Source organism: Cytobacillus firmus, assembly GCF_023612095.1.
Lineage (GTDB): Bacteria > Bacillota > Bacilli > Bacillales > Cytobacillaceae > Cytobacillus.
The window spans coordinates 12065-31189 of the sequence record NZ_CP086235.1; the positions used below are offsets into that span (position 1 = coordinate 12065).

General features: G+C 43.3%; 29 protein-coding genes and 1 pseudogene. All 30 read right to left on the reverse strand.

The genetic code is table 11. From position 1 onward, the window contains the following. Positions 1-15: 15 nt before the first annotated feature. Positions 16-1134 carry a glutamate 5-kinase gene (gene proB / locus LLY41_RS00055; RefSeq protein WP_095245978.1) on the reverse strand — a complete coding sequence of 373 codons (1119 nt, stop codon included), beginning with the start codon at positions 1132-1134 and terminating at the stop codon, positions 16-18. Positions 1135-1169: 35 nt separating this feature from the next. Then, complete coding sequence (gene proC, locus LLY41_RS00060; RefSeq protein ID WP_095245979.1) at positions 1170-2012, reverse strand: pyrroline-5-carboxylate reductase; 843 nt, start codon at positions 2010-2012, stop codon at positions 1170-1172. Between the two features lie 353 nt (positions 2013-2365). Then, positions 2366-3892 (reverse strand): DUF1254 domain-containing protein, encoded by a 1527-nt coding sequence (locus LLY41_RS00065; protein ID WP_095245980.1) that lies wholly within the window; start codon positions 3890-3892, stop codon positions 2366-2368. 146 nt (positions 3893-4038) lie between these two features. After that, positions 4039-4431: a 30S ribosomal protein S9 gene (gene rpsI / locus LLY41_RS00070; RefSeq protein ID WP_048011502.1), complete on the reverse strand. Its 393-nt coding sequence runs from the start codon at positions 4429-4431 to the stop codon at positions 4039-4041. A 20-nt stretch (positions 4432-4451) separates the two neighbouring features. Next, positions 4452-4889: a 50S ribosomal protein L13 gene (rplM, locus tag LLY41_RS00075; RefSeq protein ID WP_095245981.1), complete on the reverse strand. Its 438-nt coding sequence runs from the start codon at positions 4887-4889 to the stop codon at positions 4452-4454. A 234-nt stretch (positions 4890-5123) separates the two neighbouring features. Further along, on the reverse strand, positions 5124-5861 hold the full coding sequence (gene truA, locus LLY41_RS00080) for a tRNA pseudouridine(38-40) synthase TruA (RefSeq protein ID WP_095245982.1): 738 nt from the start codon (positions 5859-5861) through the stop codon (positions 5124-5126). Positions 5862-5873: 12 nt separating this feature from the next. Next, positions 5874-6671: an energy-coupling factor transporter transmembrane component T family protein gene (locus LLY41_RS00085; RefSeq protein ID WP_095245983.1), complete on the reverse strand. Its 798-nt coding sequence runs from the start codon at positions 6669-6671 to the stop codon at positions 5874-5876. Next, positions 6668-7537, reverse strand: coding sequence for an energy-coupling factor ABC transporter ATP-binding protein (locus tag LLY41_RS00090; protein WP_095245984.1), 870 nt, complete (start codon positions 7535-7537; stop codon positions 6668-6670). The genes LLY41_RS00085 and LLY41_RS00090 overlap by 4 nt, the downstream gene beginning before the upstream one ends. Continuing rightward, positions 7513-8352, reverse strand: a complete 840-nt coding sequence (locus tag LLY41_RS00095) for an energy-coupling factor ABC transporter ATP-binding protein (protein ID WP_304586647.1) — start codon at positions 8350-8352, stop codon at positions 7513-7515. The genes LLY41_RS00090 and LLY41_RS00095 overlap by 25 nt, the downstream gene beginning before the upstream one ends. A 562-nt stretch (positions 8353-8914) precedes the next feature. After that, complete coding sequence (gene rplQ, locus LLY41_RS00100; RefSeq protein ID WP_009336608.1) at positions 8915-9277, reverse strand: 50S ribosomal protein L17; 363 nt, start codon at positions 9275-9277, stop codon at positions 8915-8917. A gap of 76 nt (positions 9278-9353) precedes the next feature. Next, on the reverse strand, positions 9354-10298 hold the full coding sequence (locus LLY41_RS00105) for a DNA-directed RNA polymerase subunit alpha (RefSeq protein WP_048011509.1): 945 nt from the start codon (positions 10296-10298) through the stop codon (positions 9354-9356). A gap of 173 nt (positions 10299-10471) precedes the next feature. Continuing rightward, positions 10472-10861 (reverse strand): 30S ribosomal protein S11, encoded by a 390-nt coding sequence (gene rpsK / locus LLY41_RS00110; protein WP_095245986.1) that lies wholly within the window; start codon positions 10859-10861, stop codon positions 10472-10474. A 22-nt stretch (positions 10862-10883) separates the two neighbouring features. Further along, on the reverse strand, positions 10884-11249 hold the full coding sequence (gene rpsM / locus LLY41_RS00115) for a 30S ribosomal protein S13 (RefSeq protein ID WP_009336605.1): 366 nt from the start codon (positions 11247-11249) through the stop codon (positions 10884-10886). Between the two features lie 23 nt (positions 11250-11272). Then, on the reverse strand, positions 11273-11386 hold the full coding sequence (rpmJ, locus tag LLY41_RS00120) for a 50S ribosomal protein L36 (protein ID WP_000868344.1): 114 nt from the start codon (positions 11384-11386) through the stop codon (positions 11273-11275). Between the two features lie 35 nt (positions 11387-11421). Beyond that, positions 11422-11640 (reverse strand): translation initiation factor IF-1, encoded by a 219-nt coding sequence (gene infA, locus LLY41_RS00125; RefSeq protein ID WP_066192222.1) that lies wholly within the window; start codon positions 11638-11640, stop codon positions 11422-11424. Then, positions 11597-11955: pseudogene (locus LLY41_RS00130) on the reverse strand (KOW domain-containing RNA-binding protein). Before LLY41_RS00130 ends, infA begins: the two are co-directional and overlap by 44 nt. A gap of 16 nt (positions 11956-11971) precedes the next feature. Then, positions 11972-12718, reverse strand: coding sequence for a type I methionyl aminopeptidase (gene map / locus LLY41_RS00135; protein WP_076262059.1), 747 nt, complete (start codon positions 12716-12718; stop codon positions 11972-11974). Then, the gene (locus LLY41_RS00140) at positions 12715-13365 is read right to left on the reverse strand and encodes an adenylate kinase (RefSeq protein WP_095245987.1); all 651 of its coding nucleotides are present in this window, start codon (positions 13363-13365) and stop codon (positions 12715-12717) included. Before LLY41_RS00140 ends, map begins: the two co-directional genes overlap by 4 nt. A gap of 58 nt (positions 13366-13423) precedes the next feature. Beyond that, a complete protein-coding gene (secY, locus tag LLY41_RS00145) occupies positions 13424-14719 on the reverse strand; it encodes a preprotein translocase subunit SecY (RefSeq protein WP_304586648.1) in 1296 nt (431 codons plus the stop codon). Beyond that, positions 14719-15159: a 50S ribosomal protein L15 gene (gene rplO, locus LLY41_RS00150; RefSeq protein WP_035332284.1), complete on the reverse strand. Its 441-nt coding sequence runs from the start codon at positions 15157-15159 to the stop codon at positions 14719-14721. The genes secY and rplO overlap by 1 nt, the downstream gene beginning before the upstream one ends. A gap of 32 nt (positions 15160-15191) precedes the next feature. Further along, entirely contained in the window at positions 15192-15374 is a 183-nt protein-coding gene (gene rpmD, locus LLY41_RS00155) for a 50S ribosomal protein L30 (RefSeq protein ID WP_009336598.1), read from the reverse strand. A 13-nt stretch (positions 15375-15387) separates the two neighbouring features. Further along, on the reverse strand, positions 15388-15888 hold the full coding sequence (gene rpsE, locus LLY41_RS00160; RefSeq protein WP_095245989.1) for a 30S ribosomal protein S5: 501 nt from the start codon (positions 15886-15888) through the stop codon (positions 15388-15390). Between the two features lie 24 nt (positions 15889-15912). Continuing rightward, positions 15913-16275: a 50S ribosomal protein L18 gene (rplR, locus tag LLY41_RS00165; protein ID WP_095245990.1), complete on the reverse strand. Its 363-nt coding sequence runs from the start codon at positions 16273-16275 to the stop codon at positions 15913-15915. 32 nt (positions 16276-16307) lie between these two features. After that, positions 16308-16844, reverse strand: coding sequence for a 50S ribosomal protein L6 (gene rplF, locus LLY41_RS00170; protein ID WP_095245991.1), 537 nt, complete (start codon positions 16842-16844; stop codon positions 16308-16310). A 31-nt stretch (positions 16845-16875) separates the two neighbouring features. Next, on the reverse strand, positions 16876-17274 hold the full coding sequence (gene rpsH, locus LLY41_RS00175; RefSeq protein ID WP_095245992.1) for a 30S ribosomal protein S8: 399 nt from the start codon (positions 17272-17274) through the stop codon (positions 16876-16878). A gap of 29 nt (positions 17275-17303) precedes the next feature. After that, positions 17304-17489, reverse strand: coding sequence for a 30S ribosomal protein S14 (gene rpsN / locus LLY41_RS00180; RefSeq protein ID WP_009336593.1), 186 nt, complete (start codon positions 17487-17489; stop codon positions 17304-17306). 25 nt (positions 17490-17514) lie between these two features. Next, entirely contained in the window at positions 17515-18054 is a 540-nt protein-coding gene (rplE, locus tag LLY41_RS00185; RefSeq protein WP_095245993.1) for a 50S ribosomal protein L5, read from the reverse strand. 27 nt (positions 18055-18081) lie between these two features. Then, positions 18082-18393: a 50S ribosomal protein L24 gene (rplX, locus tag LLY41_RS00190; protein WP_095245994.1), complete on the reverse strand. Its 312-nt coding sequence runs from the start codon at positions 18391-18393 to the stop codon at positions 18082-18084. 37 nt (positions 18394-18430) lie between these two features. Continuing rightward, positions 18431-18799, reverse strand: a complete 369-nt coding sequence (gene rplN / locus LLY41_RS00195) for a 50S ribosomal protein L14 (protein WP_009336590.1) — start codon at positions 18797-18799, stop codon at positions 18431-18433. A gap of 41 nt (positions 18800-18840) precedes the next feature. Then, positions 18841-19104 (reverse strand): 30S ribosomal protein S17, encoded by a 264-nt coding sequence (gene rpsQ, locus LLY41_RS00200; protein ID WP_009336589.1) that lies wholly within the window; start codon positions 19102-19104, stop codon positions 18841-18843. Positions 19105-19125 lie beyond the last annotated feature (21 nt).

A 19125-nucleotide genomic window follows, 5' to 3' on the forward strand; every position in this document is an offset into this window, starting at 1 on the left:
TCCCTCCTAAAAAGTTTAAACAAGTGCCGGCAGCTTAAAGTCGCGGGAGCATACAAACGTTTCCTGAGCGATGGCCGGTTCAAGCTCTTCATCTGCTGTATATCCGCTTAACTGTTCGTTTGAATAATTGATGCGGCCGAGGCCGATTTCTTTTCCCTCTTCATCCAGAATGCGGACGACCGCTCCATCCTTAAATCGCCCTTTGACTTCCTGAATATCAGAGCAGTACAGATTTTCATGATGATCCACAATAGCCTCTATCCCGTGGGAATTGATGGTCACCTTTCCTTCAGGACCTGAGTGAAACGCAATCCACTGCTTTTCATTATCCAGATTAAAGGCATCCGGCTCCGGCGTGAAGTAGGTGCCTCTCGCTCTGTTTTCCACAGCTTCCATTAAAATATTTTCCGTTCCTGCTTTTCCTAAGAAGGAGTCAATCCCTGCAGCCATTGCAATTTTCACTGCCTGGATTTTCGACTTCATGCCGCCTGTTCCTACAGCACTGCCAGATCCTCCTGCAGCCGCTTCTATTTCAGGTGTAATGCTGTGAACCCTTTCGAGAAGAGTCGCATGAGGATTATCATTAGGGTTGCTGTCATAAAGGCCGTCAATATCAGATAAAATAATCAGTAAATCTGCATCAATCAGACCTGCCACTTTCGCAGCCAGAGTATCATTGTCTCCGAAGCGCAAGCGATCGACCGTAACCGTGTCATTTTCATTTATGATCGGGATGATGCCTCGCTCCAGCAGCACATTCATGGTGTTATGCATATTGCCATAGCGATTTTCATTAGAGAAATCGCTTCTGGTAATCAAGATTTGTGAAGCTACGTAGCCATGAGATAAAAAGAGTTCTGAGTAAGATTCCATTAATAGCCCCTGGCCAATTGAAGCTGCAGCCTGTTTTTCCGGAAGAGAAGAAGGCCGGTCAAGGCAGCCAAGCTTCCTATATCCTGCTGCAACAGCACCTGATGACACAACTGCTGTTTCATAGCCGGCATCTTTCAGCTCGACAATTTGCTCAGCTAATTTTTCAAGCTTTCTGCGGCTGATCTCCCCGTGCATGCTTGTTAATGAACTGCTTCCGATCTTAATAACAACTCTTTTTATCTGCTTTTCTTTCATCAACATCCAATACCTCCTGTGAACTAATAAATCCATTTCCCTTAGGAAGTGACAAGGGCACCTTCCAATTCTTCACTGATTTCCTTCGAACGTTTGGCAGCATGCTCAACTGCCTGAGTGATGGCTTCGCCTCCGTTGTATCTCCTTAGTGCTTCCAGTCCTGAGGCGGTCGTGCCATTGGGAGAGGTCACTTTCTCTCTTAAAGAAGTTGGCGTTTCTTCTTTTTCAAGCACCATCTTGGCTGCTCCAAATATCGTCTGGGCAACAATTTTGCGGACAGTCTCTTCATCCATCCCTTTTTGCACCCCTACCCGCTCCATATTTTCCATCAGATAATAGAAGTAAGCAGGACCGCTTCCAGCTAATCCCGTGAAAACATCCATCTGGTCTTCATCGATGATATACACTTCCCCCATGCATTCCAGCAATTCCTTAACCATTTCCACATTGGCCATGCTCGTATTCTTGCCTGCCACGACAGCCGTCGCAGATTCCTGAATCATGCTTGAAGTATTCGGCATCACACGCACTACCTGCTGCCCCGGATTTAAATGCTCTTCCATGAACTCTGTTGTAATGCCTGCCAACACGGAAAGAATCACCTGGCCTGGATATAGTTTGTCTTTAATCGCACGAAGGGCTTCTTCTGCCCCTTTTGGCTTCATGGCTAAAATAAATAAATCAATTTCCTCAAATGGAAGCTCGTTTTGCGGGATGGCACTTACACCATACTGATCATGAATCTCTTCCAGTCTGTCTGCATTGCTCCTATTCGTTACAAAAACCCGTTCGGGTGACATTTTTTCAGCTGTAATGACTCCTGAGATCATGGATTCCGCCATTGACCCTGCTCCTAAAAATGCGATTGTTTTATTGGCTAACATGGACATCCTCCTTTAGATGAAAAACTGTTCGTATATCCGTTCGTATTTTATCAACGTTATCTATCGTAACATGCACAAATACAGATTCAAGGGTATTAGGGAAAGACGGGAGGATAAGGGCGAGATAGTGAATGAAAACGCTAACATCCACAACCTATAGTCCGCTGATGCTCTCTCAGCGTGAATAATCCCCTCTCAGCCCGATATTTGCAATAATATAATTTCCAGATTTTCACCGGTTCAGAAATAAAGCCAAGCCAGCTGGCTAAAGCTACAGGGAATAAAGGGAGCAGAAGTTAAATAAAATAAGAAAAAAGCTCCCAGCCAAAATGGCTGAGAGCTTTGATGAGTAATTACCGAACCCGCTTTACCCCTGGTATGTCATATGTGCCATTTAATACTTTAGCTGCAGGCTGATACATCCTTAACACTAAATTAAAATCTCCTTCCGGTGCCGGAAGCCAATTCGATTCATTACTTATTGGGCGGTCTTTTTGGATATAGATATCAAGTGAGCCATCATCGTTGTATTCAAGACCCTGGGTGTGGTCCGCAATGGCATAACGGTTCTTTTCATTGGGCACCAGGTAGAAATCCGGGCCATACATGGTTACGGACCAGAAAGCTTCTACCGGAGGCAGCTCATCTTTATTAAAATGTAAAATGTATTTATTTTTCCCGTTTAGCTGACTCCCTTGATCATCAGTAAAAGTTCGGACCAAAGTTGACTCTTCATCCACGTTTACACCAAGTCCGCTGAAAGCAATATATGCTCTCTTAAGGAACTGGTCCCCATAAGTGCCCAAATCAGAAAGTACAAACCATCCATTATCAATTCTAGGGTTTAATTCTTCCAGACTATTTGTAATGATTTGAAATGCATCTCTGGCAGCGCGATTTAGCCCTGCAATTGTTTCTGTATCTAATTTATTAGCATCGAAGCCGTACGTTCGATCAATACCGATATGCTCAAATTGTTTTTCAAGGGCCTCGTTATTAATAGTAGGATTTAGAATCATTAAGTCTGTCATCGTTTTAAAGAAATCCAGGGCACCAAGATCTTCCACCTTATTCTCTAAAAGCAATGGATTTGCAGGATTTTTTACGAATGGAATTTTATTCCCATCCAATGATGTCAATGTAAATTGCCTTAGTAAAACCAAAGCATTATCATAATCACCTTCTCCTTTCACCAGGATACGGCCTATAATCCACACTGTGTTTGTGGGGGATTTAACCTCTTGAACATTTGCAGGCAATGTGCCTTTCCAATCAGGACCCACTACCGCAAATTTTCCGGCACCCGTTCCTGTAGTACGACGCCCTATACTGGAAAAGGTATTTGTCCAGGCATCCATTAATTGCATGACATAGTACCTGTCATTTGTATCCGGAACATTAAGCACTACAGGACCCCGGGTGAGATCCAGCCAGGCAGTGCAATACAGGGTATCCACATTGGGTGATACGACATCTTTGTCATCCGGTGTAAGAAGCTGATCATAATAAATTAATTCATTGGATACAGTAGATACTGAGCCGTGGGGCACTTTTACCAATGATTGCAGCTGCCTTGTTCTTTCCATGGTGACAAGGGGATACCCATATATAAAGGCCTTAATGCCTAAACTGTAAGCATAGTTCTCCTGGTACGAGTTTAAGGAACGTTTTCCACGCATGGAAGACACTTCATTATTAATGGCATTTGTTTGTTTGCCATGACCAGAAAAGCCTGCAGCTCCCTGCGTAAATTGTGATGAATAATAAAGATTTAAATTCCCTGTCCCTTGCGAGAAATGCTGATAAAACAACTGGTTTCGAAAAACAGGCATTGGCGCTCCATAATAAGGATATTGATACATATATGGCGCATTATACATATTTTCACTTCCTTTATAACGTTCGCACTATCCTATGCAAATCGCCTACTTAATGTTTTCAACAATTAAGTAATGGAAGAAAATCGTTTTCAGCAATAAAAAAGACCCCCAACCAAATTGGTTGAGAGTCTTTGAAACGCTGATAATTAACGCTTTGAGAACTGAGGAGCACGACGAGCACCTTTAAGACCGTATTTCTTACGCTCTTTCATACGTGCGTCACGAGTTAATAGTCCTGCGCGCTTTAATGTTGGACGGAATTCAGGATCAGCTTGAAGCAATGCACGAGCGATGCCGTGGCGGATTGCGCCAGCTTGACCAGTGTATCCACCGCCGTTTACATTTACAAGAATGTCGTAGCTGTTAACTGTTTCAGTAGCTACAAGCGGCTGTTTTACAACTTCACGTAAAGCTGCAAAAGGAATGTATTCTGTGATTTCACGACCATTGATGATGATTTTACCGTCGCCTGGAACTAAACGAACACGTGCAACGGAGCTCTTACGACGACCAGTACCAATATATTGAACCTGTGCCAAGTTAATAACCTCCCTAAAAATTATCCACGAAGTTCGTAAACTTCAGGTTGTTGTGCTTGGTGCTTATGTTCGCTACCAGCATATACGTGTAATTTCTTGAATATTTGACGGCCAAGAGAGTTCTTTGGAAGCATGCCTTTGATAGCAAGCTCAAGCATTCTCTCAGGGTAGTTTGTACGCATTTCAAGAGCAGTTCTTGTTTTTAGACCGCCTGGGTGCATGCTGTGACGGTAGTAGATCTTGTCAGTAAGCTTTTTCCCAGTAAGTTCGATTTTTGAAGCGTTGATAAGAATTACATGATCACCAGTATCAACATGTGGTGTAAAAGTTGGTTTATGTTTACCACGTAGGATTGACGCTACTTCACTAGCAAGACGACCAAGAGTTTTGCCTTCAGCATCAATCACGTACCATTTACGTTCGATATTGTTTGAATTCGCCATAAACGTTGTACGCATCAGTTTCCCTCCTAATAATTCCATTCATAATCAATTTTTTGGTTTATCTATTCGACACAATAAGTTCCGGGGCTTATCGTGGTTTTAATAATAATACCATATGCTATATTATAACTTTGACAGCCTAATGTCAAGCGAATGTTACACCTGGTTTAGTTGTTTTAAAATCTTTTTTTATTTGCGTTTGGCTTTACAACGCGCCCCCGCGGTTCCTCGAATGTTTTTTCCAAAATTTTAATAAAAAACTTCCCACAAATATAAACCTTGGGGAGGCGCTGTTTTTCCTGCAGCTGATCTGTTTTTTTCCTGAAGGACAGATGGCATGGAATCAGGGTCTCTTTCCCCTGTGCCGACTTCCAGGAGGGTGCCGGTCAGGATACGGACCATATTATATAAAAATCCAGTTCCTCTAAAGCGGAAGATGAGCATATCCCCTTCTTCCTGCACATCTATCTCCTGAAGTTCCCTGACCTTATCCTCCACTTCCGTCTTGGCGGAGCAGAAGCTTGTAAAATCATGTGTTCCTATTAAACCAGCTGCCGCTTGTCTGATCGCATCCGTATTTATTGGGTACGGGTACTGATAGGCATAATGTCGTTTAAACGGGTCTCTCCCGGATGAACGGTGCACGAAGTACCGATATTCCTTTCCTTTGGCATCAAAACGGACATGAAAGTCATCTGACACTGTCTCCGTCCCGCTGATGGCCACATCATCCGGCAGCAGGGAATTAAGGGCGATTCCCCATTTTTCAATCGGAATATTCAAAGGGGAATCGAAATGGATCACCTGGCCCTTTGCATGGACCCCTGCATCGGTTCTGCCTGAGGCAGTCACCCTGATGTCTTCTCCTTTATGAAGCTTCTTTAAAGCCCGTTCCAGCTCTCCCTGTACAGTCCGCTTGCCAGGCTGCACCTGGTAGCCTGCAAAAAGGGTGCCGTCATACGTCACCATACATTTAAATCTTTGCATAAGGTCACCCCATTACGTTCTCAGCAGGAATAACACCAGGGCCAGGACTGCAAGCATGGCGAGCATTGCCGTATCCTTCAGGCCCCAGCTAAGCTGCCTGTATTTCGTTCTGCCTTCCCCGCCTCTATAGCCGCGTGACTCCATCGCTACAGCAAGCTCTTCAGCCCGCTTGAACGAGCTGACAAACAAAGGAATTAAGAGAGGTATGATAGCTTTAATACGTTCTTTAATCGGCCCGCTTGTAAAATCGGCTCCCCTGGCTGTCTGGGCCTTCATGATTTTATCGGTTTCCTGCATGAGTGTCGGAATGAAGCGAAGTGAAATCGACATCATCAAAGCCAGTTCATGCACCGGAAACTTGATTTTATTTAATGGATTGAGCAGACTTTCCAGACCATCCGTTATTTCAATCGGAGTCGTGGTCAAAGTCAGAATGGAAGTCATCAGAATGAGCAGGAAGAAGCGCAAAGAAATAAATATACCCTGCCTCAAACCTTCCTCATAAATCGTAATCCACCCGAACCGGAAGAGAACTTCACCCTCTTTTGTCAAAAACAGATGAAGGAATAAAGTGAAAATAACAAGCAGGAGGACCGGCTTCAATCCTGTATAGATAAACCGGATCGGCACCTTCGATAAAGCAATCATAAAAAAGGTATAAACCGTCAGAAGACCGTATGTCAGCATATTATTTGCCAGAAAGACAATGCACACGAATAAGAAAATAAGAACCAGCTTTGAACGGGGATCCATTCTATGGATGACAGACTCGGCCGGTACATAGCGCCCAAAAATCATTTTGTCCATCATCTAGCTGTCCCCCTTTTCATCACAGCAGCAATCTCATCCGTCAGCTCGTCCATTGTCAGACAAGTTTTAGAAAGACGGATATTAAGTGACTTTTCCATCTTTAGCTGAAAGCGGACAACCTCCGGAACATCGAGGCCTAGCTTAAGCAAGCCTTCCGGAGAAGAAAAAATTTCTTCCGGCGTTCCCTTTTTGTAGACTTCACCGTTGTGCATGATGACAATCTGATCAGCATAGCGGGAAGCATCCTCCATGCTATGTGTCACAAGCACCGTCGAGAGTCCCCTTGTCCCATGAAGGCTGTAGAACATATCCATGATTTCCTTCCGGCCCCGCGGATCAAGTCCTGCAGTAGGCTCATCCAGGACAATGACATCAGGCTCCATAGCCAGTACTCCGGCTATGGCTACACGTCTCATTTGGCCGCCTGACAGGTCAAATGGGGACTTGCTTAAAATTTCTTCCGGCAATCCCACCTGTCCTATTGCTGCTTTGGCTCTTTTTTTGGCTTCCTCTTCTGATACTCCGAAGTTCATCGGGCCAAAGCAAATATCTTTCTCGACCGTTTCTTCAAACAGCTGATGCTCAGGAAATTGAAATACGATTCCGACCCTTTGACGGATTTCTTTCAGGTTTTTTTGTTTCTTTACAGGGGTGATCATCCGCTCTCCAATCACTACCTGGCCTTCGGTCGGCTTAAGCAGGGCATTTAGGTGCTGGAGGACAGTCGACTTGCCTGATCCGGTATGGCCGATGATCGCGAGAAACGTGCCAGATGGAATATCGATGGAAACATCCTTTATGGCAAGACGTTCAAATGGCGTATGAACCTGATAACGGTATTCTACATTTTGGAGTGAGATGTCCATAATTCTTCCACCAACTCTTCTTCAGATAAATAATGCCTGGATAAAGGCAGTCCTTTTTCCCGTAACACCTTGCTAAGCTTCACAGGAAAAGGAATATCCAATCCCAGCTTAACAAGCTCCTCATCCATTTGAAAGATTTCCTCAGGCGTGCCTTCCCGATATAGCTGTCCTTTGTTCATGACTATGATGCGGTCAGCTTTTGCTGCCTCCTCCAGGTCATGAGTGATGGAGATGACCGTCATCTGATAATCCCGCTTGAGCTCTCTGACAGTTTCAAGTACCTCTTCACGCCCTCTTGGGTCCAGCATGGATGTTGACTCATCGAGAATAATAATATCCGGTCTTAAGGCAATAACGCCTGCAATCGCCACTCTTTGTTTCTGGCCGCCGGAAAGATGGTGCGGCTCTTGATTAAGAAATGAAGTCATTTTGACCTTCTCCAGTGATTCTGTAACACGATGAACCATGTCACTTCTTTCAATACCATGGTTTTCTAAACCAAAAGCCACATCATCCCGTACGGTCGTTCCGACAAACTGGTTATCCGGATTCTGAAAAACCATGCCAATCTTCTTTCTTGCTTCCCAAACCGTTTCTTCACTCAATGAAATTCCGCCTACTGTTATGCCTCCTTCCAGAGGAAAATGGAGGCCATTAAGCAATTTGGCAAGTGTAGATTTTCCGGAGCCATTATGCCCGACTATTGCAAGCCATTCTCCTTTATATATATTAAAAGAGACATTGTCCAGCGCATATGCAGCTTCTGCATCGTACTTAAACGAAACATTTTTTAATTCTACCAGCGGCTCGGTCATTTGAAGTCCTCCTCTCAGCTCTGCTCTAATAATGAAAAAACCCGCCATTGTTGGCGAGCTTGAAATAGTTCGATAATAGGTTATGTTACTGGATAGCAAGCGTTGAATGATACCATTCTCCCACACTTGTAATACACAAGAAAATCTGGATTTCTGCTATCTAAGCTTATTGGATGCCTATTATGCCTCCCTATTAAAAGCTCATACTGACGCAGTATGGTGGTTGGTTCTTGCTATTGTATAAATGTTCAGAGACCTCAATTTCCTTTTGTCTATGAACCTGTGGAATTTAAAAAAGCCTGCACCTCATTCCGTCAGGCAGTATACTGCCGGGCGCATTTCTTCTTTTCGGAAGAGGTGCATGAGCTAGACGAGTCAATGTACCAGGCAATGGGGAATCTATTGCTCATCCATCCCTGTTTACTAGCTGTACATGCTCATCGTAACGCTCGTTTTTGGCCTGATTTAGGCGTTCCTGACAAATTAAGGAAACAGCCGTTTTTATAGAAAAAGGGCAAAGAACAAGTTCTATGAAACCGTCCCGCGCCCTTTCCTTAAAAAATTATACTAACTCGATGATTACCATTGGCGCACCGTCTCCACGACGAGGTCCAAGTTTCATAATACGAGTGTATCCACCTTGGCGCTCTTCATAACGAGTTGCGATGTCGCTGAATAATTTTTGAACAGCATCCTGGTCAGTTTCAGCGTTAGCTACCTCGTTGCGAACAAATGCAGCTGCTTGACGGCGTGCATGCAAGTCGCCGCGCTTTCCAAGAGTGATCATTTTCTCAACAACTGAACGAAGTTCTTTCGCACGAGCTTCAGTTGTTTCGATGCGCTCATTGATGATTAGATCTGTTGCTAAGTCACGCAGCATAGCTTTACGTTGTGAGCTAGTGCGTCCTAACTTTCTGTATCCCATGAAAGTTTCCCTCCTTTGTTGAAGTCATTCAATCTGCTGAAAGCAAACATGCAGATAATCAATTAATCTTCATTAATCAATCGTCTTTGCGTAAGCCCAGTCCAAGATCTTCTAATTTATGTTTTACTTCCTCAAGTGACTTTCTGCCAAGGTTACGGACTTTCATCATATCCTCTTCAGTCTTATTGGCTAATTCCTGAACAGTATTGATGCCAGCGCGCTTTAAGCAGTTGTAAGAACGGACAGACAAGTCGAGTTCTTCAATTGTCATCTCAAGTACTTTCTCTTTTTGGTCTTCTTCTTTTTCAACCATGATTTCAGCATTTTGAGCTTCGTCAGTTAAACCGACAAAGATATTCAAATGCTCAGTTAAGATCTTCGCTCCAAGAGCAACCGCATCTTGAGGACCTGTACTGCCGTCAGTCCAAACATCGAATGTTAACTTATCAAAGTTAGTCATTTGACCCACACGTGTATTCTCTACCTGGTAAGAAATACGAGATACTGGAGTGTAGATGGAATCGATCGGAATCACACCGATTGGCTGATCTTCTCTCTTGTTTTGGTCAGCTGGTGTATAGCCTCGTCCGCGTCTTGCAGTTAAACGCATGCGCAGGTGGGCATTCGAACCAAGAGTAGCAATATGAAGATCCGGATTTAGGATTTCAACATCGCTGTCATGTGTTACGTCAGCTGCCTTCACTACACCCTCACCCTGAACATCGATTTCCAATGTTTTTTCTTCATCAGAGTAGATTTTAAGTGCTAGTTTTTTAATGTTTAAAATGATAGATGTTACATCTTCTACGACGCCTTCAATTGTTGAGAACTCATGAAGTACCCCATCAATTTGGATCGATGTGACAGCGGCACCTGGGAGTGAGGATAAAAGGATACGACGTAAGGAGTTACCCAAAGTTGTACCATACCCACGCTCAAGTGGCTCGACGACGAACTTGCCGTACTTGGCATCATCGTTGATCTCAACCGTTTCGATTTTTGGTTTTTCTATTTCGATCATCAAAATATACCCTCCTTCAAAACGTCGAAACCCCGGCTAGCAATCTCTAACCGAAATTCCCCCATGTATACGTTCCCGTTTTGTGCACAACAACTGGAATAATTGTTCTGTATAACTAAAAAATTAGTATCATATCCCATTATAGACAAGGATACAAATTCTATACAGAAAAATTATACACGGCGGCGTTTTGGCGGACGACATCCGTTATGAGGAACTGGAGTTACGTCTCTGATAGCAGTAACTTCTAGACCAGCAGCTTGAAGAGCACGGATTGCAGCTTCACGTCCTGCACCAGGTCCTTTAACAGTTACTTCAAGGGTTTTCATACCGTGTTCCTGAGAAGTTTTCGCTGCAGTTTCTGCTGCCATTTGTGCTGCGAATGGAGTAGATTTACGAGAACCTCTGAATCCAAGAGCTCCAGCACTTGACCATGAAATAGCATTCCCATGAACATCAGTGATAGTTACGATTGTGTTGTTGAAAGTAGAACGGATATGTGCAATACCCTGTTCAATATTCTTTTTCACACGACGCTTACGTGTATTAGTTTTACGAGCCATTTAAAGTTACCTCCTTTACTGATTATTTCTTCTTGTTCGCTACAGTCTTACGAGGACCTTTGCGTGTACGAGCGTTGTTTTTAGTGTTTTGTCCGCGAACCGGTAAACCACGGCGATGACGAAGACCGCGATAGCTTCCGATCTCCATTAGACGTTTGATGTTTAGTGAAACCTCACGGCGAAGGTCACCTTCAACTTTCAATTTGTCGATGATGTCACGGATTTTGTTAAGTTCATCTTCTGTAAGATCACGAACACGAGTGTCTTCAGAAACACCAGCTTCAGCCAAAACTTTCTGAGCTGTAGATTTACCAATACCAAAGATATAAGTTAATGAGATTACTACACGTTTTTCACGTGGAACATCTACACCAGCAATACGTGCCATTGTATAAGCGCACCTCCTTCGAATTAACCTTGTTTTTGTTTATGTTTAGGGTTTTCACAGATAACCATTACTTTTCCACGTCTGCGGATAACTTTACACTTTTCGCAGATTGGTTTAACTGATGGTCTTACTTTCATTATCCTAACCTCCTTAATAGTACGGAGTGCAATGATTATTTAAAACGATATGTGATTCTACCGCGTGTTAAATCATATGGAGATAGCTCAACTGTTACTTTATCTCCAGGTAAAATGCGGATGAAGTGCATGCGGATCTTACCGGATACATGAGCTAGCACTGTATGACCATTTTCTAATTCTACCTTAAACATTGCATTTGGCAAAGTATCAATAACTGTGCCTTCTATTTCGATTACATCGTCTTTCGCCATTGAACTTTATTCTCCCTTCTTCATATCATATACGAATTCATTTACATGCTTTGCAAGCGCAAAGCGCAACTTTCCGTTTGTTACACGGCCGGTCTCCTGGAGACTGGTCTGAACTTCTGGAGAGATATAATTAAGCAATTGCAGATGCTGAACGTTCTTTTTCTTCGGGCGGTCGAATTTCTTCCTGCCGCCGTCAGCAAGCATAACATACCTTTCATCCAACAACCTTATAATTATAGCATATTGACCAGCATCGCTTCCACTTTTGATCAAAACAATTTGACCATGCTGCGGATTCGTATCAGAACCAACCAATGGAATCACCTGCACCTTAGGCTTTTGTCAGTATTTCATAACCGGATTCAGTGATCGCTATTGTATGCTCATAATGTGCACACCTTTTACCGTCAACCGTTACTACTGTCCAGTTATCGGTTAAGGTTTTAACATAACGACTTCCTGCATTCACCATAGGTTCAATAGCAAGTACCATTCCCGGCTTTAAGCGCGGTCCTCTGTTAGGGGGTCCATAATGAGGAATTTGAGGATCCTCATGTAAGTCTTGCCCTACACCATGGCCGACATACTCGCGTACAATGGAAAAGCCATTAGATTCCGCATACGTTTGGATAGCATGGGAGATGTTCGACAAGCGCTCACCCGGTTTTGCTTCTTCAAGGCCCTTATATAACGATTCCTCTGTCACATCCATCAGACGCTCGGATTCTTCATCAATTTGGCCAACAGCATAAGTCCAGGCTGAGTCACCATGATAACCGTTATATTTAGCACCGATATCAATGCTGATTATATCACCGTCATTTAAAACTCGACCACCAGGAATGCCATGAACAAGTTCATCGTTAACTGAAGCACAAATGCTGCCGCGGAAACCATTATACCCTTTGAATGATGGAATTGCATCGTGTTTACGGATAAACCGGTCAGCAATAACATCCAGTTCGCGGGTTGTGATACCGGGTGCTATATGTTTTTTCAGTTCCTGATGTGTAAGTGCTACGATTCTGCCGGCCTCACGCATTATTTCAAGCTCACGCGGGGTTTTGCAAATGATCATTGTAAGCCCCCGAGCAATGCATCAAGATCAGAAAATACTTTATTAATATCCTGCTGACCATCAATATTGCGCAGATAACCTTTCGTTTCGTAGAAATCAAGCAACGGTTTTGTTTGTTTAATATTAACGTCAAGCCGATTCTGAACAGTCGCTTCATTATCATCAGCACGCTGATACAGCTCACCGCCGCAGCGATCACACACTCCGTCTTTCGCTGGGGGATTGAATACTAAATGATAAGTAGCTCCGCAGTCTTTACAGATGCGGCGTCCTGTAAGACGTTCCATTAGAATACTCTGATCAACATCAATATTAATAACATAATTGATTTTCTTGTTTAAATCAGAAAGGATGTTTTCAAGGGCATCTGCTTGGGCAACCGTTCTTGGGAAGCCATCCAGCAAAAAGCCTTTTTCACAATCATCCTTGCTTAATCGTTCACGTACAATGCCGATTGTTACCTCATCAGGAACAAGCTCGCCTTTATCCATGAATGATTTTGCTTTAAGGCCTAGGTCCGTTTCGTCTTTAATAGCCGCACGGAACATATCTCCGGTAGAAATATGAGGGATGCCGTATTTTTGGACGATCTTCTCGGCTTGTGTACCTTTACCGGCACCAGGGAGCCCCATTAAAACTAAATTCACGTCAATTTCCCCCTAGTCTCCAAATGGTATAAGGGAACATGCGTCCCCTACAACCAAATTATTTAATGAAACCTTTATAATGACGTTTAACCAGCTGTGCTTCAAGCTGCTTCATCGTTTCCAGTGCAACACCGACAACGATCAACAGGCTTGTGCCTCCAATTTGAGCAGATTCAGGCAATCCGGCGATATTGATGAAGAATACCGGCAGAATTGAAATCACTGTCAGGAATAGCGCACCGACAAAAGTTAAACGGTATAAGACGCGAGTCAGATATTCCTGCGTGTTATTTCCTGGACGGATGCCCGGGATATAACCGCCCTGCTTCTTCAGGTTTTCCGCAACTTGTTCCGGGTTCACCTGAATGAAAGCATAGAAATAAGTAAAAGCAATGATTAATGCACTATAGATGACCATTCCGATTGGAGACGTATAGTCAAATATACTTTGAATCCATAGCGTAACATCACTCTGCTCAAAGAAACCGGCAATGGTTCTTGGCGTGATGATGAAAGAAATCGCAAAGATTACTGGAATTACACCAGCTGCATTAACTTTTAACGGAAGATGAGTTGATTGTCCGCCAGCAGAATTTTGTCCTGCTGTTACACGCTTAGCATATTGAATAGGAATCTTTCTTAATGCCTGTTGGATGAAGATCGTTCCTACAACAATAGCAATGACTGCGATCAGGATAAGCACGATTGTCACAATGCGAAGGAATAGCTGCTCTCCAGCATTTTCAAACTGCTGAGCGTAAATCTGGTTAACCGTTGAAGGAATTCCAGCCACGATACCAGCAAAGATAATGATGGAAATACCATTTCCTACACCTTTTGATGTAATCTGCTCACCAAGCCACATTAGAAATGCAGTTCCGGCAGTCAATACCACAGCAATCAATAGATAAGAGGTAATTCCCGGATTCTCAATCAGCATTCCGCCTGCTAGGTTATTAAACCCATAAGACATACCGAGAGCCTGGATAAAACCAAGCACGATAGTAAAGTAACGGGTAAACTGAGCTAACTTACGGCGTCCAACATCTCCCTGCTTTGACCATTCCGTAAACTTAGGAACAACATCCATCTGCAGAAGCTGCACAATGATGGATGCCGTAATGTACGGCATGATACCCATTGCAAGAATGGAGAAGTTTAGGAGCGCCCCGCCGCCGAATGTATTCAGAACACCGAATACATTAAGTTCATCCTGGGCTTTTAATAGCTCTGCATTTACGCCCGGTACAGGGATAAATGTACCGATGCGAAATACAACCAGCATTAAAAGGGTGAAGATAATCTTTCGTCTTATATCACCCACACGCATAAAATTGGAGATTGTCTGAAACATTAAATCACCTCAGTTTGACCGCCGGCAGCTTCAATAGCTTCCTTTGCAGCAGAGGAGAATTTATGAGCTTTAACTGTAAGCTTTTTCTCAACTTTGCCTTTTGCAAGAATCTTGATTCCTGCTTTTTCGTTGCTTACTACACCAGTTTCGATAAGAAGCGCTGGAGTTACTTCAGCTCCATCTTCGAAACGGTTTAGAGCATCAAGGTTCACAATCGCGTACTCTTTACGGTTGATGTTAGTGAAACCGCGTTTAGGCAAGCGTTGGAATAAAGGTGTTTGACCACCCTCGAATCCAGGACGGACACCGCCGCCAGAACGAGCGTTTTGACCTTTATGACCCTTACCAGCAGTTTTACCATTACCGGAACCGATACCACGGCCTTTGCGTTTGCGTTCCCCACGAGAACCTTCTGCAGGCTTTAATTCATGAAGTTTCATGTTGGCACCTCCTTATTTGTAGAAGAATAGATTTATTTTTCTTTTACCACAACAAGGTGAGCAACTTTGTTGATCATTCCGCGGATAGCAGGATTATCTTGATGCTCAACTGTTTGGTGCATTTTGCGTAAGCCAAGAGCCTTAACTGTTTCGCGCTGGTCTTGCGGGCGACCAATCACGCTGCGAGTGAGGGTTACTTCAAGTTTATTCGCCATTTGATATCCCTCCTTATCCTAACAGTTCTTCTACTGATTTACCACGTAATTTCGCTACGTCCTCAGCACGTTTTAATTGAGTTAAACCGTTCAAAGTGGCGCGAACCATGTTGATTGGTGTGTTAGTACCTAAAGATTTAGATAAGATATCACCAACACCAGCTAATTCAAGAACCGCACGAACTGGACCTCCGGCGATTACTCCAGTACCTTCAGAAGCAGGCTTAAGAAGGATTTCTCCAGCACCGAAGTGACCGATTACCTGGTGAGGAATTGTACTTCCAACCATAGGTACTTCGACTAAGTTTTTCTTAGCATCTTCCATAGCTTTGCGGATCGCTTCAGGAACTTCCTGTGCTTTACCTGTACCAAAGCCAACGTGACCGTTTTTGTCACCTACTACTACAAGAGCAGAGAAACGAAAACGACGTCCACCTTTAACAACCTTTGCTACACGATTAATCGTAACTACGCGCTCTTCAAGTTCAAGTTTGTTTGGATCAATACGACGCATCTTTTTGTGTCCCTCCTTTGTCTATTAAAATTCTAAACCATTTTCACGTGCTGCATCAGCTAATGCTTGAACACGTCCATGATATAGATAGCCACCACGATCGAAAACGACAGCTTTAACGCCTTTTTCGACTGCGCGCTTTGCAACTAATTCTCCGACCTTAACTGCTGCATCAACGTTGCTAGTTGCATCAAGGTTTACTTCTTTATCTTGTGTAGAAGCACTTGCTACAGTAACTCCGTTTACATCATCAATAAGTTGAGCATAAATGTGCTTGTTTGAACGATACACATTTAGACGAGGACGAGCCGCAGTTCCAGAAAGTTTCGCACGCACACGAGCATGCCTTTTCTTACGAACTGCATTTTTATCAGCCTTCGTAATCATTTCGGTCACTCCTTTCGTTTACCTAAGCGGCATTACTTACCAGTTTTACCTTCTTTACGACGAACATATTCGCCTTCATAGCGGATACCTTTACCTTTGTAAGGCTCTGGAGGACGAACATCACGGATGTTGGCAGCCAATGCACCAACACGTTCTTTGTCAGTACCTTTAACCATGATCTTTGTGTTAGATGGAACTTCAACTTCAATACCTTCTTCAGGTTCGATTTCAACAGGATGAGAGTAACCAACGTTTAAAACAAGCTTTTTGCCTTGTTTTTGAGCACGGTAACCGACACCGATAAGCTCTAGTCCTCTTTCGAATCCTTTTGACACACCCTCAACCATGTTAGCTAGAAGTGCGCGAGTAGTTCCGTGCAATGCGCGGTGTTCTTTCGCATCAGATGGACGGGATACGTTGATTACGCTGTCCTCCACCTTGATTTCGATATCCTGGTTGAATGAACGAGTTAGTTCACCTTTAGGACCCTTCACAGTAACCGTGTTATTGTCGTTAGTAACAGTAACACCAGTTGGAATTTCGATTGGTTTTTTACCTATACGAGACATTTAATTGCACCTCCATTCATGAAAAACTCTATTACCAAACGTATGCTAATACTTCTCCGCCGACTTGTTTAGCGCGGGCATCTTTATCAGTGATAACTCCTTGAGAAGTAGAAACTAGTGCGATTCCAAGACCGTTAAGTACGCGAGGTACTTCATCAGCCTTTGCGTATACACGAAGACCAGGCTTACTGATACGCTTAAGACCAGTGATAACGCGTTCGTTGTTTGAACCGTATTTTAGGAAAATGCGGATGATGCCTTGCTTGTTATCTTCGATAAGCTCAACATCACGTACAAAACCTTCACGCTTTAAGATCTCTGCAATTTCTTTCTTGATGTTAGAAGCAGGAACTTCTAATTTTTCGTGACGAACCATGTTCGCATTACGGATGCGAGTTAGCAAGTCTGCAATTGGATCTGTCATGACCATTGTTTTTACCTCCTTCCCATGCTTGGGGTTTACCAGCTAGCTTTTTTCACGCCAGGAATTTGTCCTTTATATGCTAATTCACGGAAACAAATACGACAAAGCTTAAATTTACGGTATACAGAATGTGGACGTCCACAGCGTTCGCAGCGAGTGTACTCCTGTACCTTGTGTTTAGGCGTGCGTTTTTGCTTCGCAATCATTGACTTTTTAGCCACGTTTTCGCCTCCCTCTATTTAGCGATTACTTTTGGAATGGCATTCCAAATTGAGTTAAAAGTTCACGAGCTTCTTCATCAGTGTTAGCTGTAGTTACGATAACGATATCCATACCACGAACTTTGCTTACTTTATCGTAATCAATCTCAGGGAAGATTAACTGTTCTTTGACACCTAGAGTATAGTTACCTCGGCCGTCAAATGACTTCTTAGAGATACCGCGGAAGTCACGCACACGTGGAAGAGATACAGATACTAACTTATCAAAGAACTCATACATGCGCTCTCCACGAAGAGTAACCTTCGCACCGATTGGCATACCTTCACGAAGACGGAAGCCAGCGATTGATTTCTTAGCGCGAGTGATAACCGGCTTTTGACCAGTGATCAAAGTTAATTCCTCAACAGCTTTATCTAGTGCTTTAGCGTTTTGAACAGCGTCACCAATACCCATGTTGATAACGATTTTGTCAAGCTTAGGTGCTTGCATAACTGATTTATAGTTAAACTTGCTCATTAGAGCAGGAGTAATTTCTTTTGAATGCTTTTCTTTTAGGCGGTTCATTCATTGTACCTCCCTTCTTCTTTGAACTTATTTATCTAGAAATTCACCGGATTTTGTTGCAACACGTACTTTTTTGCCATCAACCGTTTTATAGCCTACACGAGTTGGTTCACCAGATTTAGGATCAACAGGCATAACGTTTGATACATGAACAGGTGCCTCTTGGCTGATGATTCCGCCTTGCGGGTTCATCTGAGAAGGCTTAGAGTGTTTCTTTACAATGTTAACTCCTTCAACAAGCACTCGGCTTTGTTTAGGAAACGCTGCTAGAATAACGCCCGTTTTGCCTTTATCCTTACCAGAGATGACCATAACTTTGTCACCTTTTTTCACATGCATCTGCGCGCACCTCCTTAAAGGCAATTTGATTTGTTATTTATAATACTTCTGGAGCTAATGATACAATTTTCATGAAGTTGTTTTCACGTAGTTCACGTGCAACCGGTCCGAAGATACGAGTTCCGCGTGGTCCTTTGTCATCACGAATAATTACACATGCGTTTTCATCGAAACGAATGTAAGTACCGTCATTACGGCGTACACCGCTCTTAGTACGAACAACTACCGCTTTAACAACATCACCTTTTTTAACAACGCCACCTGGTGTTGCTTGTTTCACTGTACAAACGATAACATCACCGATGTTAGCAGTTTTGCGGCCAGAGCCACCAAGAACTTTGATTGTAAGTACTTCACGAGCACCAGAGTTGTCAGCAACTTTTAAACGTGATTCTTGTTGAATCATGTGTGTAACCTCCCTTCGGGATAAATCTCCCAACCGAACAATTAGATAATAACTGCTTTTTCAACTACTTCTACAAGACGGAAGCGTTTAGTCGCAGATAGTGGACGAGTTTCCATAATACGAACGATATCGCCAGTTTTTGCTTGGTTTTGCTCATCATGAGCCTTGAACTTTTTAGAGTACTTAACGCGTTTACCGTAAAGTGGATGCTTTTTGTAAGTTTCGACAAGAACCGTTACTGTCTTATCCATTTTGTCAGAAACGACGCGTCCAGTGTAAACTTTGCGTTGGTTGCGTTCACTCATTGTGCGAACCTCCTCTCAATA

Excerpts from the sequence above, each read along its gene's own strand:
- LLY41_RS00090 (WP_095245984.1), bottom strand. The coding sequence starts at position 7,537 with ATGGACATCTCACTCCAAAATGTAGAATACCGTTATCAGGTTCATACG.
- LLY41_RS00105 (WP_048011509.1), bottom strand. The coding sequence starts at position 10,298 with ATGATCGAAATAGAAAAACCAAAAATCGAAACGGTTGAGATCAACGAT.
- proC (WP_095245979.1), bottom strand. The coding sequence starts at position 2,012 with ATGTTAGCCAATAAAACAATCGCATTTTTAGGAGCAGGGTCAATGGCG.
- rplX (WP_095245994.1), bottom strand. The coding sequence starts at position 18,393 with ATGCATGTGAAAAAAGGTGACAAAGTTATGGTCATCTCTGGTAAGGAT.
- LLY41_RS00085 (WP_095245983.1), bottom strand. The coding sequence starts at position 6,671 with ATGATGGACAAAATGATTTTTGGGCGCTATGTACCGGCCGAGTCTGTC.
- LLY41_RS00095 (WP_304586647.1), bottom strand. The coding sequence starts at position 8,352 with ATGACCGAGCCGCTGGTAGAATTAAAAAATGTTTCGTTTAAGTACGAT.
- rpsH (WP_095245992.1), bottom strand. The coding sequence starts at position 17,274 with ATGGTCATGACAGATCCAATTGCAGACTTGCTAACTCGCATCCGTAAT.
- secY (WP_304586648.1), bottom strand. The coding sequence starts at position 14,719 with ATGTTTCAGACAATCTCCAATTTTATGCGTGTGGGTGATATAAGACGA.
- LLY41_RS00065 (WP_095245980.1), bottom strand. The coding sequence starts at position 3,892 with ATGTATAATGCGCCATATATGTATCAATATCCTTATTATGGAGCGCCA.
- rpsE (WP_095245989.1), bottom strand. The coding sequence starts at position 15,888 with ATGCGTCGTATTGATCCAAACAAACTTGAACTTGAAGAGCGCGTAGTT.
- rplF (WP_095245991.1), bottom strand. The coding sequence starts at position 16,844 with ATGTCTCGTATAGGTAAAAAACCAATCGAAATTCCAACTGGTGTTACT.
- proB (WP_095245978.1), bottom strand. The coding sequence starts at position 1,134 with ATGTTGATGAAAGAAAAGCAGATAAAAAGAGTTGTTATTAAGATCGGA.
- rplO (WP_035332284.1), bottom strand. The coding sequence starts at position 15,159 with ATGAAACTTCATGAATTAAAGCCTGCAGAAGGTTCTCGTGGGGAACGC.
- rpsK (WP_095245986.1), bottom strand. The coding sequence starts at position 10,861 with ATGGCTCGTAAAACTAATACACGTAAGCGTCGTGTGAAAAAGAATATT.
- map (WP_076262059.1), bottom strand. The coding sequence starts at position 12,718 with ATGATCATTTGCAAAACCCCGCGTGAGCTTGAAATAATGCGTGAGGCC.
- infA (WP_066192222.1), bottom strand. The coding sequence starts at position 11,640 with ATGGCGAAAGACGATGTAATCGAAATAGAAGGCACAGTTATTGATACT.
- rplM (WP_095245981.1), bottom strand. The coding sequence starts at position 4,889 with ATGCGTACAACGTTTATGGCGAATTCAAACAATATCGAACGTAAATGG.
- rpsM (WP_009336605.1), bottom strand. The coding sequence starts at position 11,249 with ATGGCACGTATTGCTGGTGTAGATGTTCCACGTGAAAAACGTGTAGTA.
- rplR (WP_095245990.1), bottom strand. The coding sequence starts at position 16,275 with ATGATTACGAAGGCTGATAAAAATGCAGTTCGTAAGAAAAGGCATGCT.
- rpmJ (WP_000868344.1), bottom strand. The coding sequence starts at position 11,386 with ATGAAAGTAAGACCATCAGTTAAACCAATCTGCGAAAAGTGTAAAGTT.
- rpmD (WP_009336598.1), bottom strand. The coding sequence starts at position 15,374 with ATGGCGAATAAACTTGAAGTAACCCTCACTCGCAGCGTGATTGGTCGC.
- rplN (WP_009336590.1), bottom strand. The coding sequence starts at position 18,799 with ATGATTCAACAAGAATCACGTTTAAAAGTTGCTGACAACTCTGGTGCT.
- rpsQ (WP_009336589.1), bottom strand. The coding sequence starts at position 19,104 with ATGAGTGAACGCAACCAACGCAAAGTTTACACTGGACGCGTCGTTTCT.
- truA (WP_095245982.1), bottom strand. The coding sequence starts at position 5,861 with ATGCAAAGATTTAAATGTATGGTGACGTATGACGGCACCCTTTTTGCA.
- rplE (WP_095245993.1), bottom strand. The coding sequence starts at position 18,054 with ATGAACCGCCTAAAAGAAAAGCATTCAAAAGAAATTACTCCTGCTCTA.
- rplQ (WP_009336608.1), bottom strand. The coding sequence starts at position 9,277 with ATGGGATACAGAAAGTTAGGACGCACTAGCTCACAACGTAAAGCTATG.